Annotated in this window: 16 protein-coding genes; 11 read left to right on the top strand and 5 right to left on the bottom strand. The window is 73.0% G+C overall.

All coding sequences use genetic code 11. The annotated features are described in order from the left end of the window. Positions 1–25 precede the first annotated feature (25 nt). Together C6W10_RS33435 and C6W10_RS33430 are read right to left on the bottom strand one after the other, a co-directional pair. Positions 26–2830, bottom strand: a complete 2805-nt coding sequence (locus C6W10_RS33435) for an aconitate hydratase (RefSeq protein WP_107264489.1) — start codon at positions 2828–2830, stop codon at positions 26–28. A gap of 220 nt (positions 2831–3050) precedes the next feature. Beyond that, on the bottom strand, positions 3051–3263 hold the full coding sequence (locus C6W10_RS33430) for a hypothetical protein (protein WP_107263032.1): 213 nt from the start codon (positions 3261–3263) through the stop codon (positions 3051–3053). Between the two features lie 59 nt (positions 3264–3322). On the opposite strand from C6W10_RS33430, the gene C6W10_RS33425 reads away from it, so the two are divergent. Together C6W10_RS33425 and C6W10_RS33420 are read left to right on the top strand one after the other, a co-directional pair. Beyond that, a complete protein-coding gene (locus C6W10_RS33425; RefSeq protein ID WP_107263031.1) occupies positions 3323–3967 on the top strand; it encodes a hypothetical protein in 645 nt (214 codons plus the stop codon). Further along, positions 3964–4650: a cellulose-binding protein gene (locus C6W10_RS33420; protein WP_107263030.1), complete on the top strand. Its 687-nt coding sequence runs from the start codon at positions 3964–3966 to the stop codon at positions 4648–4650. The genes C6W10_RS33425 and C6W10_RS33420 overlap by 4 nt, the downstream gene beginning before the upstream one ends. A gap of 134 nt (positions 4651–4784) precedes the next feature. Here C6W10_RS33420 and C6W10_RS33415 read toward each other — a convergent pair whose 3' ends face one another. Next, the gene (locus C6W10_RS33415) at positions 4785–5678 is read right to left on the bottom strand and encodes a LysR family transcriptional regulator (RefSeq protein WP_107263029.1); all 894 of its coding nucleotides are present in this window, start codon (positions 5676–5678) and stop codon (positions 4785–4787) included. Between the two features lie 71 nt (positions 5679–5749). On the opposite strand from C6W10_RS33415, the gene C6W10_RS33410 reads away from it, so the two are divergent. The 4 genes from C6W10_RS33410 to C6W10_RS33395 all read left to right on the top strand — a co-directional run bounded on the left by C6W10_RS33410 (position 5750) and on the right by C6W10_RS33395 (position 13178). Next, positions 5750–6646, top strand: coding sequence for a dihydrodipicolinate synthase family protein (locus C6W10_RS33410; RefSeq protein ID WP_107263028.1), 897 nt, complete (start codon positions 5750–5752; stop codon positions 6644–6646). A gap of 55 nt (positions 6647–6701) precedes the next feature. Then, positions 6702–12266: a pullulanase-type alpha-1,6-glucosidase gene (gene pulA / locus C6W10_RS33405; protein WP_107263027.1), complete on the top strand. Its 5565-nt coding sequence runs from the start codon at positions 6702–6704 to the stop codon at positions 12264–12266. Between the two features lie 37 nt (positions 12267–12303). Beyond that, positions 12304–12870 carry an NUDIX hydrolase gene (locus C6W10_RS33400; RefSeq protein ID WP_107263026.1) on the top strand — a complete coding sequence of 189 codons (567 nt, stop codon included), beginning with the start codon at positions 12304–12306 and terminating at the stop codon, positions 12868–12870. A 68-nt stretch (positions 12871–12938) separates the two neighbouring features. Then, positions 12939–13178, top strand: coding sequence for a GntR family transcriptional regulator (locus tag C6W10_RS33395; protein ID WP_107263025.1), 240 nt, complete (start codon positions 12939–12941; stop codon positions 13176–13178). A gap of 42 nt (positions 13179–13220) precedes the next feature. Here C6W10_RS33395 and C6W10_RS33390 read toward each other — a convergent pair whose 3' ends face one another. Continuing rightward, on the bottom strand, positions 13221–13727 hold the full coding sequence (locus C6W10_RS33390; RefSeq protein WP_199853786.1) for a nucleoside deaminase: 507 nt from the start codon (positions 13725–13727) through the stop codon (positions 13221–13223). A 295-nt stretch (positions 13728–14022) separates the two neighbouring features. Here C6W10_RS33390 and C6W10_RS33385 point away from each other — a divergent pair, with 295 nt between their 5' ends. Beyond that, on the top strand, positions 14023–15822 hold the full coding sequence (locus tag C6W10_RS33385) for a glycoside hydrolase family 15 protein (protein WP_107263024.1): 1800 nt from the start codon (positions 14023–14025) through the stop codon (positions 15820–15822). Between the two features lie 29 nt (positions 15823–15851). Here C6W10_RS33385 and C6W10_RS33380 read toward each other — a convergent pair whose 3' ends face one another. Beyond that, entirely contained in the window at positions 15852–16862 is a 1011-nt protein-coding gene (locus C6W10_RS33380; protein WP_159104856.1) for a phosphotransferase, read from the bottom strand. 79 nt (positions 16863–16941) lie between these two features. Here C6W10_RS33380 and C6W10_RS33375 point away from each other — a divergent pair, with 79 nt between their 5' ends. From C6W10_RS33375 to C6W10_RS33360, 4 genes are all read left to right on the top strand, one after another. Further along, the gene (locus tag C6W10_RS33375) at positions 16942–18186 is read left to right on the top strand and encodes a lipopolysaccharide assembly protein LapB (protein WP_107263022.1); all 1245 of its coding nucleotides are present in this window, start codon (positions 16942–16944) and stop codon (positions 18184–18186) included. After that, positions 18164–19000: a hypothetical protein gene (locus tag C6W10_RS33370; protein ID WP_107263021.1), complete on the top strand. Its 837-nt coding sequence runs from the start codon at positions 18164–18166 to the stop codon at positions 18998–19000. The genes C6W10_RS33375 and C6W10_RS33370 overlap by 23 nt, the downstream gene beginning before the upstream one ends. Before the next feature lie 146 nt (positions 19001–19146). Continuing rightward, positions 19147–19659, top strand: coding sequence for a SigE family RNA polymerase sigma factor (locus C6W10_RS33365; protein ID WP_107263020.1), 513 nt, complete (start codon positions 19147–19149; stop codon positions 19657–19659). Between the two features lie 10 nt (positions 19660–19669). After that, on the top strand, positions 19670–20986 hold the full coding sequence (locus tag C6W10_RS33360; protein ID WP_107263019.1) for a hypothetical protein: 1317 nt from the start codon (positions 19670–19672) through the stop codon (positions 20984–20986). The last annotated feature ends 16 nt before the right edge of the window (positions 20987–21002 follow it).

Below are 21002 nucleotides of genomic sequence, written 5' to 3'. Positions count from 1 at the left end.
GTCTCGCGGAGCTGGCGGCGCCGGCTCAGGCGGCCAGCATCTTGCGCAGCACGTACCGCAGGATGCCGCCGTGCCGGTAGTAGTCGGCCTCGCCGGGGGTGTCGATCCGGACCACGGCGTCGAACTCGACTCCGGTGTCGGTGGTCACCCGGACGGTACGCGGGATCTGGCCCTCGTTCAGCGCGGTCACCCCGCTGATCGAGAACGTCTCGGTGCCGGTCAGCCCCAACGACTCCGCGTCGGTGTCGGCCGGGTACTGCAACGGCAGCACGCCCATCCCGATCAGGTTCGACCGGTGGATCCGCTCGTACGACTGGGCGATCACCGCGCGTACCCCGAGCAGCATGGTGCCCTTCGCCGCCCAGTCCCGGGACGAGCCGGAGCCGTACTCCGTACCGGCCAGGATCACCAGCGGGATGCCCGCCTCCTGGTAGGCCACCGAGGCGTCGTAGATCGAGGTCTGCTCGCCGGTCAGGTGGTTGACCGTGAAGCCGCCCTCGACCCCCGGCACGAGCTGGTTGCGCAGCCGGATGTTGGCGAAGGTGCCCCGGATCATCACCTCGTGGTTGCCGCGCCGGGACCCGTACGAGTTGAACTCGTGCCGGGCCACGCCGTGCTCGGCGAGGTATTTCCCGGCGGGGGAGTCGGGCTTGATCGAGCCGGCCGGCGAGATGTGGTCGGTGGTGACCGAGTCGCCGAGCTTGGCCAGCACCCGGGCGCCGGAGATGTCCTGCACCGGGGTGGGTTCCCGGTCCATCCCCTCGAAGTACGGGGGCTTGCGCACGTACGTCGACTCGCCGTCCCAGGCGAAGGTGTCGCCCTCCGGGGTGGGCAGCGAACGCCACTGCTCGTCCCCGGCGAAGACGTCGGCGTAGTCCTTGGTGAACATCTCGCTGCGCAGCGCGCTCGCGATGACCTCGTCGATCTCGGCGGCGCTGGGCCAGATGTCCCGCAGGTAGACGGGCTGACCGTCGGCGCCGGTGTCGATCGGCTCGTTGGCCAGGTCGATGTCCATCGTGCCGGCCAGCGCGTACGCCACCACCAGCGGCGGGGACGCCAGGTAGTTCATCTTGACGTCCGGGTTGATCCGGCCCTCGAAGTTCCGGTTGCCGCTGAGCACCGAGACCACCGACAGGTCGTGTTCGTTGACCGCCGCCGAGACCTCCTCGGGCAGCGGGCCGGAGTTGCCGATGCAGGTGGTGCAGCCGTAGCCGACCAGGTGGAAGCCGAGCTTCTCCAGGTAGGGGGTGAGGCCGGCCCGCTCGTAGTAGTCCATCACCACCTTGGAGCCCGGGGCCAGGGTGGTCTTCACCCACGGCTTGCGGGACAGCCCCCGGTCGACGGCGTTCCGGGCCAGCAGCGCGGCGCCGATCATCACCTGCGGGTTGGAGGTGTTGGTGCAGGAGGTGATCGCGGCGATCACCACCGCGCCGTGGTCGAGTTCGTATTCCACGCCGTCGTCGCCGGTGACCTGGACCGGGTTGCTGGCCCGGCCCTTGGCGCCGGTGGCGGCGGAGACCAGCTCGTGGGGGGCGTCGGCCGGGTCGTTGACGCCGTTGGCCGGCGGGTCGCTGGCCGGGAAGGACTCCTCGCTCGCCTCGTCGGCCGGGCCGTGCGCGCCGTCGCCGCCGTCACCGACGTAGTCGATCAACGCGGACCGGAAGAGCGTCTTGGCGTTGCCCAGCGGCACCCGGTCCTGCGGGCGCTTCGGGCCGGCCAGCGACGGCTCGATGGTGGAGAGATCGAGTTCGAGCCGCTCGCTGTAGTCGGGTTCGGCGGCCGGGTCGTGCCAGAGGCCCTGCTCCTTGGCGTACGCCTCGACGAGCGCGACCTGCTGCTCCGAGCGCCCGGTGAGCTTCAGGTAGCGGACCGTCTCCTCGTCGATCGGGAAGATCGCCACCGTGGAGCCGTACTCCGGGGACATGTTGCCGATGGTGGCCCGGTTGGCCAGCGGCACCGCGCTGACGCCGGGGCCGTAGAACTCGACGAACTTGCCGACGACGCCGTGCTTGCGGAGCATCTCGGTGATGGTCAGCACCAGGTCGGTGGCGGTGGTGCCGGCCGGCATCTCGCCGTGCAGCTTGAAGCCGACGACCCGGGGGATGAGCATGCTGACCGGCTGGCCGAGCATCGCGGCCTCGGCCTCGATGCCGCCGACGCCCCAGCCGAGCACGCCGAGCCCGTTGACCATGGTGGTGTGCGAGTCGGTGCCGACCACGGTGTCCGGGTACGCCTGGCCGTTGCGCTCCATGATCGTGCGGGCCAGGTATTCGATGTTGACCTGGTGCACGATGCCGGTGCCGGGCGGGACGACCTTGAACTCGTTGAAGGCGGTCTGGCCCCAGCGGAGGAACTGGTAGCGCTCCCTGTTGCGGCCGTACTCCAGCTCGACGTTGCGGGCGAAGGCGTCCTGCCGGCCGAAGAGGTCGGCGATCACCGAGTGGTCGATCACCAGCTCGGCCGGTGCGAGCGGGTTGACCTTGGTCGGGTCGCCGCCCAGCTCGCGGACCGCCTCCCGCATGGTGGCCAGGTCGACCACGCAGGGCACGCCGGTGAAGTCCTGCATCAGCACCCGGGCCGGGGTGAACTGGATCTCCACGCTCGGGTCGGCGTCCGGATCCCAGTCGCCGAGCTGCCGGATGTGCTCGGCGGTGATGTTCGCACCGTCCTCGGTGCGGAGCAGGTTCTCCAGCAGGATCTTCAGGCTGTACGGCAGGCGCTCGTGCCCGGGTACCGTGTTGATCTTGAAAATCTCGTAGCTCGCGTCTGCGACGCGTAGCTGGCTCTTCGCACCGAAGGTGTCGAGGCTCGCCACGTCGTACTCCTTCACGCTGTCTTCGTCCCGGCCCATGCGGTCGGCGTGTCCGGGGGCGGGTCGGCCGGCCCCCGGCCGGCGGGCGACCGGGCGTAGTACCCCGCAGTCTTTCCTACCCAGTACCTCGCCGCAGGGCTCAGGTAACCCTTACCAACGTCCCGTTCGACTCAACAAAACCGTACGTCCGTCTTGCTAGAAACGCAAGCCTTTCCGGATGCCGGGACACCGGGTGCGGCTAGGCCGGGTGCTCGGTGGGGTCCGGCCCGGCGGCCGGCCGACCGTCGTCGGACGTCGTCCCACCGAGCGCCTCGGCGTGCCGTTCCCGCAACCGGTCGCGGATCTGCTCCGGGGTGTACGCCCGGCGGCGCCGCTCGGACCGGGCCAGCACCACCCCGGTGGCGGCCACCCCGACGACACTCGCCACACCGATTACCTTCCACCAGCGCATCCGCCTAGGGTAGTCAGTCGGCGGGCCCCGGGACGGCCCGGCGGACCGAGGTGGGAGCGATGGCCGAGGAGCGCACCGAACTCAGCCTCGACGAGGCGGTCGAGCTGACCCGTACCGGCGACGTCTGGGTCTTCCGGGGTCGCAGCGTGCCGGATCGGGCGATCCAGTTCACCACGAACAGTCCGGTGAACCATGTCGGAATGTCCGTGGTCATCGAGGACCTGCCGCCGTTAATGTGGCACGCCGAACTCGGCCGGTCGCTGCCCGATCTGTGGTCGGGCAGCCACCAGCGGGGCGTGCAACTGCACGACCTGCGCGACGCCGTCCGGGTCTGGGGAATCCGGTACGGTCAGCGCGCCTGGCTGCGGCAACTCGAACCGCCGGCCGACGACGAGATGGAGAACGGGGTGCTGCGTACCATCGCCCGCCTAGACGGAACGCCGTTCCCGTCCACCGCCCAGCTCGCCTGGCGGTGGCTGCGCGGCCGGGCCCCCGCCGTGCGCCGCCGGCCGAACGACAGCACCCTGGAGACGGCGTACTGCGCCGAGGTCGTCGCGGCGACCTACCAGGCGATGGGGCTGCTCCCGGCCGGCCGCCGACCGAACTGGTACGACCCCGGTCGGTTCTGGAGCGGCGACGACCTGGAACTCTCCTCCGGACGACGGCTCGGCAACGAGATCTCGGTGCGGATTCCGGCGCGGTGAGCGCCCCCGAACCGACCCGGCCGAGGCTGCTCGCGGCGGCGCCGTGGATCGTCGTGCTGGCCGGCGTCCTGGTGATGACCGTGCTCTTCGCCCTCGCCGCCGGATACCTCACCGGTGACCGGCGCACCTCCGGCGCGCCCGAGCCGGCCTGGCCGTTCGCCCCCGGCTCCACCCCGGCACCGGTGGACTCCGGCACCGACCCGGCGAGTCCGAGCAGTTCCCCGTCGGCGGCGCCCCGGACCCCGACGCCGACCTCGGCGCGGCCGAACGGCGGCAAGCCGGCCGCGTCCCGGCCCGCTCCGCCGCGCACCACACCGGCACGGCCCCGGCCGACCACCTCCGCACCGAAGCCGCCCGAGCCGCTGACCGGCCGCTACCGGGTACTCGCCGACTACCGTGACTCGTTCATCGCCGAGGTGCTGGTGCGCAACGAGAGCGGCTCGGCACAGTCCTGGACCGTGGAGCTGCGGTTCCGGCACGAGGTCGACGACCTGCGGGGCTTCTGGGTCGAGGGCGCGCCCCGGCCATCGGTGGACCGCGACGACGGGCGGTGGATCTTCCGCAGCGGTGCACCGCTGGCCGGTGGAGAATCCGATCCGCTGCGGTTCCAGTTCGAACGCTGGGGCGACGGCGAGCGGCCGATCAGCTGCACGGTGAACGGTCGGGCCTGCCAGATCCCGTAGCCGCCCGGAGCACCGCGTCGGCGAGCCGCTTGCCGAGCATCTTGCGTCGCCGTGCCCCGAGCCTCGTCCGCCGCCGTCTCCGCACCCGGCCAGGGTAGGAGCGACGGCCGTCGGGCGCCGCCAAATATCCGGGGTCAGCCGCCGAGGAAGCCGCTCGTGGCGGTGCGGATCGCGGCGACGAAGGCGGCGGTCGCCGGATGGCTGGCGGCGCCGCGCCGGTATGCGATCCGGGTCCGGCGTCGGGTCTCCAGCGGCACCAGCCGGACGCCGACCGGTGGCTGCGCGGCGGCGAGCTGGGGGATCACCGAGACGCCCTGGCCGGCGGCGACCAGGGCCAGCACGGTGGCGAAGTCGTCGGCGTGGTGCCGGGCCCGGGGCGTGAAGCCGGCGGTCCGGCAGACGTGCAGGGTGGCCGTGTGGCAGAGGGTGCCGGGGCTGGCCAGGATCCAGGCCGCGTCCCGGGTCGCCCGCAGCGGGTCGGCGGATTCCGGTTCGCCGGCGGGCACGGCGAGGAAGACCGTCTCGTCCAGCAGCGGTAGCGTCTCCAGCCCGGGATCGGGTTCCACCGGTACGACGTCGTAGTCGTGCAGCAGACCCACGTCGAGCCGGCGCTCGCGCAGCCCGGCCGGTACCGCGACCGGGTCCAGTTCGGTCACCCGAAGCTCCAGCCCGGGATGCTGCTGGCCGAGCGCGACCAGGGTGGCCGGGAGCAGCGTACGGACGGCGGTGGGGAAGGCGCCGATCCGCAGCGGGCCGGTCGGGCCGGTGGCGACCGCGGCGAGCGCGGCGGTGGTCTGCTCCAGTGCGGTGAGGACGGTCTCGGCGTGCCGGACCAGCACCCGGCCGGCGGTGGTGAGGGTGACCCGCCGCCCGGTGCGTTCCAGCAGCGGCACGCCCGCCTCCCGCTCCAGCGTCGCCAGTTGCTGGGAGACCGCCGACGGGGTGTAGGTGTGCGCCTGCGCCACCGCCGCGATGGTGCCGAGGCGGGCGAGGTCGCGGAGCAGCCGGAGCCGACGTACGTCGAGCATCAGCAGAGCTTACGCAACTGTTCAGAAAGCTGTACTGGACCTTACGGGTCCGCCTGCCGGACGCTGTGGTCATGACGTTCTCCGGCGTGTACGTACCGCTGATCACCCCGTTCGATGCCACCGGCGCGGTGGCGCTCGACGCACTCGACGCGCTGACCCATCAGGTGCTGGCGGCCGGTGCGGCCGGGGTGGTGGCGCTGGGCACCACGGGCGAGCCGGCGTCGCTGAACGTCCGGGAGCGGCAGGCCGTGGTCGACGCCGTGGCCCGGGTCTGCCGGGAGCGGAACGCCCCGCTGATCGTCGGGGCGAACGCGGTGGAGGCGGTCGAGGCGCTGCCCCGGCGGGCCGAGGTGGTGGCGGCGCTCAGCGTGGTACCGCCGTTCCTGCGCCCCGGCGAGGCCGGCGTACTCGCGCACTTCGCCTCGCTCGCCGCCGCCAGCCCGGTGCCGCTGGTCGTCTACCACGTGCCGTACCGGACGGGTCAGCACCTCGGCACGGACGCGATCCGGCGGCTGGCCGAGCTGCCCGGGGTGGCCGGGATCAAGTACTCGGTCGGTGCCATCGACGGCGGCACCGTCGAGTTGCTGGCCGAACCGCCGCCCGACTTCGCGGTGCTGGGCGGCGACGACACGCTGATCTCCGCACTGCTGGCGCTCGGCGCGCACGGCGGCATCCTGGCCTCGGCACACCTCGGCACGGCCGCCTTCGTGGAGCTTGCCGAGGCGTGGCGGGCCGGCGACACCGCCCGGGCCCGGTGGCTCGGGCATCGGCTCGCCGCGCTCTCCACCGCGCTCTTCGCCGAGCCGAACCCGACGGTGATCAAGGCGGTGCTGCACGCCCAGGGGCGCATCCCGACCCCCTCGGTACGGCTCCCGCTGGTCCGGCCCGGCCCGGAGGCGGTACGGGCGGCGGCACGGCTTGCGCAAGATGATGGATGGCGGACGCTTTCATTGCAAGGTCTTGCATAGACTTTCCGCAAAGGACTAGCGTGCGGGCGAATCAGCGACCACAGGAAGGCCGTCGATGAAGCCGCTGCCGCTGCCGCCGACCGTCGTGCCACGCACCGCGCTGCGGCGTACCGTGCTGCTGGTCCTCGCCGCCGCACTCACCCTCCCGCTGACCGGAGCCGGCGCGGTCGCCGGACCGGGGTTCAGCCCGGCCGGCCGGCCGGGCGCGGCGACCGGCCCGGACGACCGGGCGGAGTCCACCAGCGCGACGCTCGGCGCAGAGTGGACGGCGGAACCCTCGGCCGAGGCGCTGCTCGACGCGGCCGACGCCGACCGGGGCCGGGCCGAGCAGTTCTACTTCGTGCTGCCGGACCGGTTCGCCAACGGCGACCCCCGCAACGACCGGGGCGGGCTGGCCGGCGACCGGCTGCGCACCGGCCACGACCCGAGCGACAAGGGCTTCTACCACGGCGGCGACCTGCGCGGCCTGCTGGACAGACTGGACTACGTCCAGGGGCTCGGCACCACCGCGATCTGGCTGGCCCCGGTCTTCGTCAACCGGCCGGTGCAGGGCAGCGGGGCGGACGCCTCGGCCGGCTACCACGGCTACTGGATCACCGACTTCACCCGGGTCGACCCGCACTTTGGCACCAACGAGGAGCTGCGGAAACTGGTCCGGGAGGCACACCGGCGGGGCATCAAGATCTATCTGGACGTCATCGTCAACCACACCGCCGACGTCATCCGGTATCCCGACGGTCAGACCGGCTACCGGGACAAGGCGAGCCAGCCGTACCGGGACGCGCAGGGGAGAGCGTTCGAGGACCGCAACTACGCCGACGGCAGCCGTGCCTTCCCGGCGGTGGACGAGGAGTCCTTCCCGTACCGGCCGACGTTCGCACACGAGGCGGACCGCCGGGTCAAGGTGCCGGCCTGGCTCAACGACCCGACGATGTACCACAACCGGGGCGACTCCACCTTCGTCGGCGAGAACAGCGAGTACGGCGACTTCGTCGGCCTGGACGACCTCTGGACCGAGCGCCCCGAGGTGGTACGCGGGATGACGAAGATCTTCGCCGACTGGGTCACCGAGCTGGGCGTCGACGGCTTCCGGCTGGACACCGCCAAACACGTCAACCTGGAGTTCTGGCCGCAGTTCCGGGCCGGCGTCGAGCAGGCCGCCCGCCGGGCCGGCAAGTCGGACTTCTTCATGTTCGGCGAGGTCTACGACGCCAACCCCGAGGTCACCTCGACGTACGTCCGTCGGGGCGGGCTGCCGGCCACCCTCGACTTCACCTTCCAGAACGCTGCCCGGGGCTACGTGGCCAGCGGCGGCGGCTCGGCGAAGGCGCTGGCCGACGGGTTCGCCGCCGACGACCTCTACACCGCCCGGGACACCGACGCCGGCCGGTTGCCGACCTTCCTCGGCAACCACGACATGGGCCGGATCGGCTCCTTCATCGCGAACGGCGGCACCGACCCGGCCAGCCACCTGCGCCGGGACCAGCTCGCGCACGAGCTGATGTTCCTCACCCGGGGACAGCCGATCGTCTACTCCGGAGACGAGCAGGGCTTCACCGGGCCGGGCGGGGACCGGGACGCCCGGCAGGACATGTTCGCCTCCCGTACCGCCGACTATCTCGACGACGACCTGCTCGGCACCGACCGGAGCCACGCCGTCGACCAGTACGACCCGACGCATCCGCTCTACCGGACCATCGCCGGGCTCGGTGCGCTGCGCAAGGCGCATCCGGCGCTGCGGGACGGCATCCAGGTCACCCGGTACGCCGCCGACGGCCCCGGGGTCTTCGCCTTCTCCCGGATCGCCCCCGCCGACCGGGTCGAGTACGTCGCCGCGGTCAACAACGCCCCGACCGCGCAGACCGTCACCGTGCACACCTGGTCGGCCGGCACCCGGTTCAGCGGCATCTACGGCTCGGACGCGACCGCACAGGCCGGCCCGGACGGCAAACTGAGCATCACCGTGCCGCCGCTGGCCGCCGTCGTGCTCCGGGCGGACGCCCCGATCGCCCGGCCGACCGCCGCGCCGAGCGTCCGGATCACCGACCCGGCACCGGAGGCGGCGGTGCCGACCCGGGCCGGGGTGGTCGCCCAGGTCACCGGGGACCCGCTGGCCACCGTCACCGTGGCGGCCCGGGTCGACGGCGGCGCCTGGAGGCTGCTCGGCCAGGCCCGCAACCAGGGCGGACCGGTGCCGTACCGGGTCCACCACGACCTGCAAGGGTTGCCGGGCGGCGCCCGGATCGAGTACAAGGCGGTGGTGCGGGACTCGTCGGGGCGTACCGGCACCGCCCGGTCGACGGCGACGGTCGGCACCCCGCCCCGGACCGACGCCCGGGACTGGCTGGTGGTGCACTACCAGCGGCCGGCCGGCGGGTACCCGGACTGGCAACTGCACGCCTGGGGCGACATCGACCCGGCGTACCAGACGCCGTGGCCGAGCGGGCAGCCCTTCGCCGGGGAGGACTCGTACGGCCGGTTCGCCTGGGTGAAGCTGAAGCCGGGAGCCCGCACCGTCGGCTTCCTGGTGGTGGACGCCGCCGGCAACAAGGACGTGCCGGTGGACCGCAGCGTCGACGTGACCCGGACCGGCGAGGTCTGGCTCAGGCAGGGCGACCCGACGGTCCATCCGAGCCGCCAGGCGGCGACCGGCGAACCGGACCCGCCGGTCGACGAGAGCGTGGCGGTGCTGCACTACCGCCGGGCCGGCAACGACTACGCCGGCTGGGGGCTGCACGTCTGGGACGGTGCGGCGAACCCGACCGACTGGGCCAGCCCGCTGCCGCCGGCCGAGCGCGACGAGTTCGGCATCACCTTCCGGGTGCCGCTGGCCGCCGGGGCGACCGGACTGAGCTACATCATCCACAACGGCGACACCAAGGACGTCCCCGACGACCAGCGGCTCGACTTCGCCGGCGCCGGCCGGGAGGCGTGGCTGCTCGCCGGCACCCCCGGTCGGCTGTTGCCGGCCACCGGCAGCGCCGCCCCGGACCTCGACATCACGAAACAGCGGGCACACTGGATCGACCGCTCCACCCTGCTCCGGCCACCGGGGCAGCCCACCGACGGCCGGCGGTACGCCCTGGTCAGCGCCCCGGACGGCGGGCTGGCGGTGCGGGACGGCGAGCTGGTCGGGACGTACACCGAACTGCCGTTGCGGGCGGTGCCCGGCGGGCCGACGGAGGCCCAGCGCGCGAAGTTCCCGCATCTGTGGCAGTTCCAGGCCCTCAAGCTGGACCCGCGCGACCGGGCCAAGCTGGCGGCGGCGCTGCGCGGTCAGCTCGTGCTGACCGAGCGGGACGCCGCCGGGTCGCTGCTCGGCGCCACCGGGGTGCAGCTGCCCGGGGTGCTCGACGACCTCTACGCGCCGGCCAGCGCCGCCCGGCTCGGCCCGACCGTCGATGGTGGACGACCGAGCCTCGCCGTCTGGGCCCCGACGGCCCGGAACGTGACCCTGGAACTCTCCGACTCGCCGGGCGCGACGGTTCGGACCGTGCCGATGCGCCGCGACGACCGGACCGGCGTCTGGTCGGTGCGCGGCGAACGGGACTGGCTCGGCCGCTACTACCGCTACCGGGTGCAGGCGTGGCAGCCGGCGGCACAGCGGATCGTCACCGCCTCGGTCACCGACCCCTATTCGCTGGCGCTGACCGCGAACTCCACGCACAGCCGGATCGTCGACCCGACCGACCCGGCAGCGGCCCCGGCCGGCTGGGCGGGGCTGCGCAAGCCGGCGGCGGTGCCGTCGACGCGTACCCAGATCCAGGAGGTCTCGGTCCGGGACTTCTCCATCGCCGACGCGTCGGTGCCGGCGGAGCGGCGCGGCACCTACCTGGCCTTCACCGACCCGGCGACCACCGGGATGCGGCACCTGCGGTCACTGGCCGACGCCGGGGTCAGCCACCTGCACCTGCTGCCGACCTTCGACTTCGCGACCATCCCGGAGCGCCGGGCCGACCAGGCCGGGCCGCCCTGCGACCTGGCGGCGCTGCCGGCCGACTCCGAGCGCCAGCAGGAGTGCGTCGGCGCGGTCCGGGACACCGACGGCTACAACTGGGGGTACGACCCGCTGCACTACACCGTGCCCGAGGGCGGCTACGCGGTCGACCCGGACCGGCGGACCACCGAGTTCCGGCAGATGGTCGCCGGAGTCAACGCGGCCGGGCTGCGGGTGGTGCTGGACGTCGTCTACAACCACACCTCGGCGGCCGGCACCGACCCGAGGTCGGTACTCGACCAGATCGTCCCCGGCTACTACCACCGGCTGCTCGACGACGGTACGGTCGCCAACTCGACCTGCTGCGCCAACACCGCCCCCGAGCACGCCATGATGGGCAAGCTCGTGGTCGACTCGGTGGTCACCTGGGCGAAGGCGTACAAGGTCGACGGGTTCCGGTTCGACCTGATGGGACACCACCCGAAGGCGAACCTCCTGGCGGTGCGGGCCGCGCTGGACAGGCTGACGATGGCCCGGGACGGGGTCGACGGCCGGTCGATCCTGCTCTACGGCGAGGGCTGGGACTTCGGCGAGGTGGCCGGCGACGCCCGGTTCGTCCAGGCCACCCAGGCGAACATGGCCGGTACCGGGATCGGCACTTTCAACGACCGGCTCCGGGACGCGGTGCGCGGCGGCGGGCCGTTCGACGCCAACCCCCGGGTGCAGGGCTTCGGCTCCGGGCTCTTCACCGACCCGAACGGCGACCCGGTGAACGGCACGCTGGCCGAGCAGCGGACCCGGCTGCTGCACCAGCAGGACCAGCTCAAGGTCGGGCTGACCGGCAACCTCGCCGGCTACCGGTTCGTCGGCTCGTCCGGCGAGCCGGTGACCGGGGCCGACGTCGACTACAACGGCGCGCCGGCCGGCTACACCGCCGCGCCGGGCGAGGCGGTCAGCTACGTCGACGCGCACGACAACGAGATCCTGTACGACGCGCTGGCGTACAAGCTGCCGCAGGGGACGTCGGCGATGGACCGGGCGCGGATGCAGGTGCTCTCGCTGGGTACGGCGGTGCTGAGCCAGGGGACCGGCTTCGTGACGGCGGGCAGTGAACGGCTGCGGTCGAAGTCGCTGGACCGGAACTCCTACAACAGCGGGGACTGGTTCAACCAGATCCGCTGGGACTGCGCCGAGGGGAACGGGTTCGGGGTCGGACTTCCGCCGGCCGCCGACAACGCCGACAAGTGGCCGTACGCCCGGCCGCTGCTGGCCGACCCGAAGCTGGTACCCGACTGCGTGGCGATCGGGCTCGCCGAGGCGCGCTACCGCGAGCTGCTGCGGGTCCGGTCCTCGTCGCCGGTCTTCGGGCTGGCCGACGCGGCCCAGGTGCAGCGGCGGGTGTCGTTCCCACTCTCCGGAGTGGACGAGACGCCGGGGGTGCTGACCATGAAGCTCGACGGGACGGGGCTGGACCCGCGCTGGCGGTCGGTGACGGTGGTCTTCAACGCGACTCCGGCGGCGGCGACCCAGACCGTTGCCGGGCTGCGGGGCGCGTCGGTGGCGTTGCATCCGGTGCTGCGCGAGTCGGCCGACCCGGTACTCCGGACGGCCTCCTTCGACCGCGCCACCGGCACCTTCACCGTCCCGCCGCGCAGCATCGCCGTGTACGTCGAGCCGCGCTGAGCGGCCTGGGAATCCGCAACTGGCCGATAATGACGGGATGGTCGACAAGCACGCCGCCGGATCGACCCGGTGGACGATCCACGGCGAGCGGGAGGTGGACGGTACTCGACGAGCGCGGCTGAGCATCGCCGACGTGGAACTACCGGACGGCGTACGGTTCGAGCAGTACGTGATCCGGGCGCCTCGCTCGGCGATGGTCGCCGTACTGGACGAGCGGGAGCGGCTGCTGTTGATGCGCCGGCACCGGTTCGTCTTCGACCGATGGGTGTGGGAGTTACCCGGCGGCTACGTCGACGACGACGAGCACCCGGCGGAGTGTGCCGTCCGGGAGGTCGAGGAGGAGACCGGCTGGCGGCCAGCGGCGGTCGAGCCGTTGGTGTCGTTCCAACCGTGGGTGGGCATGGCCGACGCGGAAAACCTGTTGTTCCTGTCTCGACGAGCGGACTTCACAGGTGCGCCGGTGGACGGCAACGAGGCCGAACGGGTCGAGTGGATCCCACTCGACGCGGCACGTGATCTCGTGTCGCGGGGGGAGATTGTCGGTGCCGGCACGGTCATCGCCGTACTCGAACTGACCGTTCGCAAGGCAAGGTGCGAGTTGTAGCGGTTGCCTCCTCTGCCAACTCGGTTCGGGTCACGGCTGACAAGGACACCTTTGGTGATTTCCTATAGGTGCCGACCGGAGGGATCACCGTGCCACCGCGCTACCGCTACGAGGAAATAGCCGATGACCTGGAGAAGCGGATCGAGGCGGGAGAGTTTCCGCCCGGCTCCAGGCTGCCGAGCCGACGTGAACTGATCGAGCACTACGGCGTCACGGAACCGGTCATCGACCGGGCCATGCAGAACCTACGGGCCAAGGGCATCACGGAGACGCTGCCCGGCGTCGGAGTGTACGTCCGGGAGCGTTGAGGGCCGCGCCAGGTTCGTCCGAACCGGGTGCGGCGGTCGGCCTCAGTGCGGCGGGTCGACCAGGGTCTGCGCCCAGCGTCGGGCGGGGGAGTCGGGCGCGGTCGCGCACCAGCGGCGGAACAGTTCCCGGCTCTCCTCCCGGCGGATCCCGCCGACGATCACCGAGGGAGCCGCGAACCACGGTACGGCCGGCTCGGGTCGCCAAGCCGCCGCGACCGAGGCGCCGCCGTCGCTCGGCGACTCCAGTCCGAAGTAGACCTCGTCCACGCCGAGTGCCATCGCCGTACCCAGGCACATCATGCACGGTTCCAGGTTCACCGCGAGCCGCAGCGGAGCCGGGCGTTCCCGCCAGCCCAGCCGCTCGTCGGCCTCGATCATGGCCAGCAGGTCGGCGTGCACCAGCCGGCGCCGGAGGCTGCGTTCCCGGGTGAAGCCCCGCCCGACGATCTCGTCGCCCAGCATCACCACGGCGCCGATCGGCTGTTCCCCGGCCGCCAGGCCCGCCTCGGCGACCTCCAGGGCCGCCCCGACCATCTCGTTGGGATTCACCGGCCGACCCTACGGGGCGTCGATGGCCCCGCACCATTCCGAGACGCCGACCGGCTCCGGCCGACCGTCCCGAGGTGATCTCCATCCGGGCTCGGCGTGCCGGCGCCGGGTCCTCGACGTGCGGGCGGGCCGGCTGACGGTTGACGCCTGGGACGGAGGTCGCCCGGTTAAGCCGGCCGGAGCCGGGTAAGCGGCTGCCCGGATGTAGTAGGGAGAAACAGCCGTGATCCGGACGAAGCGCTGAGCGGAGGCGATCGGGTCGCCCGGACATCGACCAGCCAGGGGGTGGCCTGCGGTGTGCGCCCGTCGGATCGACGACTACGGCTACCTCGCCGACGGCCGGTCCGGGGCACTGGTCGGCCGGGACGGGTCCGTGGACTGGTGGTGCCCGCCCCGGTTCGACGCGCCCTCGGTCTTCGCCCGCCTGCTCGACGACGCCGGTGGGCACTGGTGGATTCGCCCGGCGGGCGAGTTCCGGGTCGAGCGGAGCTACCTGGACGACACGCTGGTGCTGCGTACGGTCTTCACCACCGAGGAGGGGTCGGTGGCGGTCACCGATGCCCTGGCCCTGGGCCACGGCCGGGGGCACGAGATCGGCCGCAACTCGCCCGGCCTGCTCCTCCGGCTGGTGGAAGGGCTCACCGGGCAAGTGCCGATGGTGATGTCCTACGCACCGCACTTCGAGTACGGCCGCGTGCGGGCCTACCTCGAACGGCGCGGTCAGACCGTGATCGGGACCGCCACCGGCGCCACCCTGGGGATGACCGCGAGCGTTCCGGTGGACTGCCATGAGACGACCGCCTCGTCGTCGTTCACCATCGGGGCGGGCCAGCGGGAGAGCTTCTCGCTGGCCTACTGGTCGAGCTACCGAGAAGATCCACCGGTCGCTCCCGACGTCCCGGCGTCGCTCGCCGAAACGGTCGAGGGCTGGCACTCCTGGATGGCGGAGCACGACTACACGGGAGAGCATTCCGATCTGGTACGGCGCAGTACGTTGCTGCTGGTGGGGTTGACCTACCAGCCCAGCGGCGGTGTCGTCGCGGCGGCCACCACCTCTGTGCCGGTGCGGCCGGAGGGGCACGACAACTACGACTACCGCTACGTGTGGCTGCGCGACTTCAGCCTCACCCTGCGGATGCTCTCCATCGCGGCCTGCCCGAAGGAGGCGGACCGGCTCTTCTGCTGGTTGGCCGAGTCGATCGGCGACGCCCACCTGGCGCCCGTACCGATCATGTTCGGCGTGGAGGGCGAGCGTGACCTCGCCGAACGGGAACTCGGCACGCTGGGCGAGCCGGGGGAGAACGATCCGGTGCTGCTCGGCAACGACGCCTGGCACCAGCGCCAGCAGGACGTACTCGGTCAGGTGCTCGACGCCGCGTGGTTGCTGCGCAGGCGGCTCGACCCGATGCCCAAGCCGGTACGCCGAATGCTGCGGTCCCTGACCGACCGTGCGGTCGAGACGTGGCGGCTGCCGGATTCGGGCATGTGGGAGCTGCGGGGCGAGGAGCGGCACTACCTGACGGCCAAACTGGGCTGCTGGATCGCACTGGATCGGGCCGTACGCTTCGACGCCGTGCTGGGTGACCCGGCCGAGGTGGCGCGGTGGGCGGCCGTCCGCGACGAGATCCGGGAGGCGATCCTGCGGTACGGCTGGAATCCCGAACTCGGTGCCTTCACCGACGCCTTCGAGTCGGACCGGCTGGACGCGTCGGTTCTGGTCCTTCCCCTGGTGGGGTTCATCTCCGCGGCCGATCCGCGGATGCGTGCCACGATCGAGCGGATCGAACGGGAGTTGACCACCGACGGGCTGGTCCGGCGCTGGCCCGGTGACTCCGCCGGCTTCGTCATCTGCTCGTTCTGGCTGGTGGGTTGTCTCGCGCTCCTCGGCGAACAGGACCGGGCCGACGCACTCTTCACCCGGATGGTCGCCCGCGCCAACGACCTCGGCCTCTTCGCCGAGCAGATCGACCTACGGACCGGTGAGCAGCTGGGCAACTTTCCGCAGGCGTTCTCGCACATCGGGCTGATCTCGGCGGCGTGGCGCCTCACCTCGGCCAGGACGGGCCGGCCCACGCCGATCACCACGGTGGTGTGACCGGCAGCCGGCAGCCCTGCCGGCTCGGCTCAGACCCGGGCGGCCGGGAGCGTGCCGATGTGCTCCAGCACCGAGCGGAGGATCGTGAACGACTCGTCGTCGTCCTCGGTGCCGGCGTGCGGGGCCCGGAAACGGCTCGTCTCCTCGGCGACGTCGGCAAGGTGCCACCAGCTGCGGTACAGCTCCAGCATCTCCGCCAGCGGTGCCGCGCCGGTCGCCTCGGCGTAGCCGTCGAGCACCGACCCGTCACCGGGTTCCATCAGCCAGAGGTCGCGTTCGGGCGGCGCGACCCGCACGGTGTCCCAGTCGATCAGCCGCCAGCCGTCGACCGTCCGCATCGTGTTGCCGGGATGCGGTTCGCCGTGGGTCAGGACCATCCGGCCCGGCTGGGCGCGCGCCGCCCGCACGAGTTCGCCGTGCCGGGCGAGCAGCCGGCGTACCGGTGCCGCGTGCGTGACGAGCAGCCGGGCGGCGGGGCCGGCGTACGGGCCGGTGTCGGGGACGTCACCGGTGCCGGCCAGGCCGAGTTCCAGCTCGTCGAAGTGCGGGATGGCGAAGTCGTCGACCGGGGCATGCGCGCGGGCCGCTGCCGGCGCCGCGTGCACCGCCAGCACCATGTCGAGTACGCCCCGCAGGTGCGCCGCCGACGAGAACGCGCCCCACCGGAAGCTCTCCCCGTCGACGTACGGGTAGAGCGCGAGCGCGAACCGGTCGCCGACCCGGACCAGCGGCTCGCCGCCCGAGGTCGGGATCGGCGCCACCACGAACCCGCGGCCGTGCTCCCGGAGCCGCCGGGCGGTGCCGAGCGCGGCCCGCAGCCGGGCGTACGCCGCGTCGAGCGGGTCGGTCAGGGTCAGCCGCTTGGTGGTCAGCTCGTCGACGGAGACGAACCGCCGGCCGCCCTCGGCGTCGGTGACCTCCCAGTGGTGACTGCCCCGCCCCACCGCGCGGTATTCGAGCGAGCCGACCCGTAGCCCCCAGTCCCGCAGCAGCGCAGCCCGGAGCAGGTCCTCGGGGAGATCGTCGGGCGGGGTCAGCACCCGTCCACCCTGGAACGCGGCGGACAGCGCCGGCAACCGGTTTTCGCCCCGGTCACCCGCCGGCTGGCACCATGTGCTGATGTCCGAGCTTCCCCGGCCGTCGGCCGCGCAGGCGTACCAGCGCGCCCGGCTGCTCGCCGACTCCGGCCGGTACGACGACGCCGAGCGCCAGATCCGCTCCGGGTTGGCCGTCGAGCCCGACGACCCGGACTCGCTCGTCTTCCTGGCGTACCTGCTGCGGATCCGGGAGCGGTACGTCGAGGCGCTCGCCGCCTGCGACGCCGCCGTGGCCGCCGCGCCGGGACACGCCGAGGCGTACGTGGAACGGGCCGAGGCCCTGGTCGCGGTCTTCCGGGGCGAGGCGGCGGTGCGGGCCGCCACCGAGGCGGTCCGGCTCGACCCCGGGGCGCCGAGGACGCACCGGAGCCTCGCCCGGGCGCTCGCCTTCACCGAGGAGTACGACCGGGCCCGGTACGCGGTCCGGCAGGCGCTCGCGCTCGACCCGGGGTCGGTCGACTCGCTGCTGACCCTGGCCGCCCTGGAGCGGGACGCCGGCAACCGGGGCGCCGCCGAGCAGGCGGTCCGGGCGGCCCTGCGGCACGAGCCCGACAACGCCCACGGCCGGCGGCTGCTCGCGATGCTCGACGCGGACCGGTGGCGGGTCGGCCGCTCGATGCGAATCCTGCGCGCGGTCGCCGCCCAACACCCCGCCGATCCCGACCCGGTGGCGATGGTCTGGCCGCTGCGCCGGGCGCTGACCGGCCCGTGTCGCTGGCTCTCCGGCGGTGCCGTCCTGCTGGCCGTCGCCGCGCCGCTCGCGGCCGGGCCGCTGCCCGCCCTGGCCGGCATCCTCGGCCGGCTGGCCGCCGCCCTGCTGGCCGTGGCCGTCGTCGCCGTCCAGTTCCGGGTGCTGGCGCCGGCCGGGCGTACGCCGTGGCGCTGCCTGCGACTGGTGCCCCGGCTGCTGCGTACCGCCCTCGGTCTCGGTCTGCTCGTCTCGACCGCGCTGCTCGGGCTGCTCGTCGGGTACGCCGGCACCGGCTGGTGGCCGCTGCCGCTGATCGCCCTCGCCCTCGTCCCGCCGCTCTGGGCCTGCGTACTGGCGGAACGGATCGGTGCGCACGCCGACGACCCCGGCCTGCACCAGGCGGCCCGGGACATCGGCTCCGGATTCGCCCAGTGGTGGGCGGAGCTGCGGCAGTGGTGGACCGAGACCCGCCGGGACCTGCGGGCCGCCTGGCAGGAACCGGCCGCCGCACCGCCCACAGTGGATGGAACGGGCGGCGGCGTAGGATCCGGCGATGCCCGAGAAGGTGACCGATGAACCGCCGGACGGGTCCGGCGGCTCCGGCGACGCCCCGGCGACCGCGATGCCGGCGGTCGGCTACCTGACCCTGCTCGCGTTCGGCGTCGGCCTGCTGGCCTGCTGCGGCGGGGTCGGTACCGCCTGGTTCGGCCCCGGGGTCGGCCCGGCCGCGCTCGGGCTGGGCGCCGCGGGTCTGGTCCTCACGGTCGGCAGCTTCGCGCTGATCAAGGCCAGGGGCGGGGACTGGACCAGCCGGGTGCCGCCGCCGGACGTACCGCCGGAACGGGTGACGGAGCTGGCCCGGCGGTACCAGCTCGGCGAACACCTGGTCTCCCGGACCGGGGAGAGTCCGGCCGGCACCTTCGGCGTGGTGCTGGTCTGCGTTGCCGGCCTGGTCGGGATCGCCCTCGGCGTCGGCTGGCTGCTCGACACCGTCGCCCTGCGGCGGCTGGCGTTCGTCGCGGTGCTGCTCGTGGTGGTCACGGTGGTACTCGTGCCGGTGGCGCTGCTGGTCCTGCCGACCAGGAAGGTCCGGACCGACCTGTTCAGCCACGGCCTGGTGCACGGCACCCGGCGCCGGCCCCGGGCGGTCTACTGGCACGAGATCGACCGGATCGTGCTCTGGATCGCCGCCCAGGGCAAGCTCTTCGGCGGCCGGATCCTCGGTTACCACGTCCGGACCAGGGACGGTGCCTGGCTGCGCATCGAGGCCCGCCCGCACCAGCGGTCCGACCCGTTCGGCGAGCGGTTGCTGGCGGCGGCCGAGGCGGCGCGGCTGCCGGTCGAGCGGGGCGGCCCCTACTACGGCGAATGGCGGCCCCGCCGCTCCTGACCCCGACGGTGGCCCCGCCGCTGGAGAACCGACGGCGGCCCGGCGGATAGATGCCCGTTACATGCCGTTCGCTCCGACTCCTCCCGACTGCAACGCCCGAACGGCTGTCGCCCGTCATCGGTGCGGAGCATCCAGAGAGGAGCGGCATGCGTGCCGACTGCGAGACCGAGTACGTGGAGTACGTCACCGCACGGCTGCCCGCGCTGCACCGGGCCGCGTACCTGCTGTCCGGTGACACGCACCGTGCCGACGACATCGTGCAGAGCACCATCACCGCCCTGTACCGGCACTGGCGGCGGGCCCGGGCGGTCGACAACCTCGACGGGTACGTGCACCGGATCCTGGTCCGCAAGCACCTCGACGAGGTACGCGGACCCTGGGCCCGGGTACGGCTGATGTTTCAGCCGCCCGACCGGCCGGCGGCGCCGGCGGCCAGCGTCGAGGACCGGGACACCGTCCAGCGGCTGCTCGGCGAGCTGACCGGGGCGCAGCGGGCCGTCCTGGTGCTGCGCTTCGCCTGCGACATGTCGGTGCAGGAGGTGGCGGCCGTGCTGAACACCTCCACCGGCAACGTCAAGAGCCACACCGCACGGGGGCTGGCGGCACTCCGGCGCCACCTCGACGTCCAGCAGTCCGGCACCGGCACCGCAGAGCGCTGAGGGGGAGATCATGCCTATCGAAGACGACCAGGAGACGGCGCGGGCGCTGCACACACTGCTGCGCGAGGCGGCGGTGCCGCCGAGCAGGGCCGACATCGGCGAGGCCGTCCGGCAGGGGCGCCGGGCCGAGCGACGTCGCCGGGGCGCGGCAGCCACGGTGGCGGCGGTGGCGCTGCTCGGGGTGATCGGGACGGCCACGGTGGTGCTGGGCCGGGGCGGGGAGGTCCGGCCGGAGCCGGCCCGCCCCGTCCCGTCGATCTCGCCCGGCCCGATCGGCACCGTGACCGCGCAGGTGCGGACCGTGCCGGTGACCATCAGCGACGAGACGCTGAGCTGCGACATCGCCCCCCTCGTGCTGCCGACCGAAGCCCGTCAGGTGCACGTCGAGGGGATCGACCCGAGCGGACGGTTCATCGTCGGCAGGATCGCGATTGCGGCCGGACGGGTAGCGCAGCGCGCCGAAGGACAGCAGGTGCTGTGGGATCGGGGCACGCCGAAAGTCTTCCACGTGCCGAACGGCTCACGTCGCGGATCCCCGGTGGTGAACGCCGACGGTGTGGTGGCCGGCACCGGGAACGACAACCAGGGCGAGGGGCGTGAGCGGGAGTTCGGCTGGGTCTACCGGGACGGCCAGGTCCACCGGCTGCCACTGCTCTCCGGTTACGACGCGGCCCGGGTCGGGGCGATCACCCCGCAGGGCGACATCGTCGGGCACGCCTACCGGATACCGCCGATCGGTGAGACGGTCAGCGTCGCCGTACCCGTGCTCTGGCGGTCGGACGGCACCGGCGGCCCGTGGCCGCTGAGCACCCCGGAAAACGGCGGCGAGGTGCTGGGGGTGACCCGGGACGGCACCGTGGTCGGCGCGCACGGGATGTCCCGGATCCGGATCTGGCGGCCCGACGGCAGCGCCGCCGACCTGCAACTGCCGCCCGGGATCACCCGGACCTCCGGCTGGCACGTCAGCGGCGACTGGGTCACCGGGTTCGTCGCGCCCGGCGACGCGCAGTCGCCGACCCCGCTGATGCGCTGGAACGTCCGCACCGGAAAGCTCGACGTCTATCCCCGCATCGACACCGAGGGCGTCTTCAGCATGGCCGTCAACGCCGGGGGATGGATGATCGTCTCGACCCCGAAGGACCGCCAGTTGGTGGTGGCCCCGGACGGCACGGTCCGCCGGCTGCCGACGCCGCCGGGCGCGGAGGATTGGCCGAGGCACCTCGACGCGAGTGTCATCAGCGACAACGGGCTGGTGGTCGGCGGCGCCTACCACGGGCCGAGCGCCCCGGTCGTCAGCCGCGACTACACCTGGCAGTGCGGCGGATGAGACCCCGGTAGCCGGC

Origin of the sequence: Plantactinospora sp. BB1, from assembly GCF_003030385.1 — a bacterium.
GTDB lineage: Bacteria > Actinomycetota > Actinomycetes > Mycobacteriales > Micromonosporaceae > Plantactinospora.
This window is presented reverse-complemented; position numbering and strand designations above follow the sequence as displayed.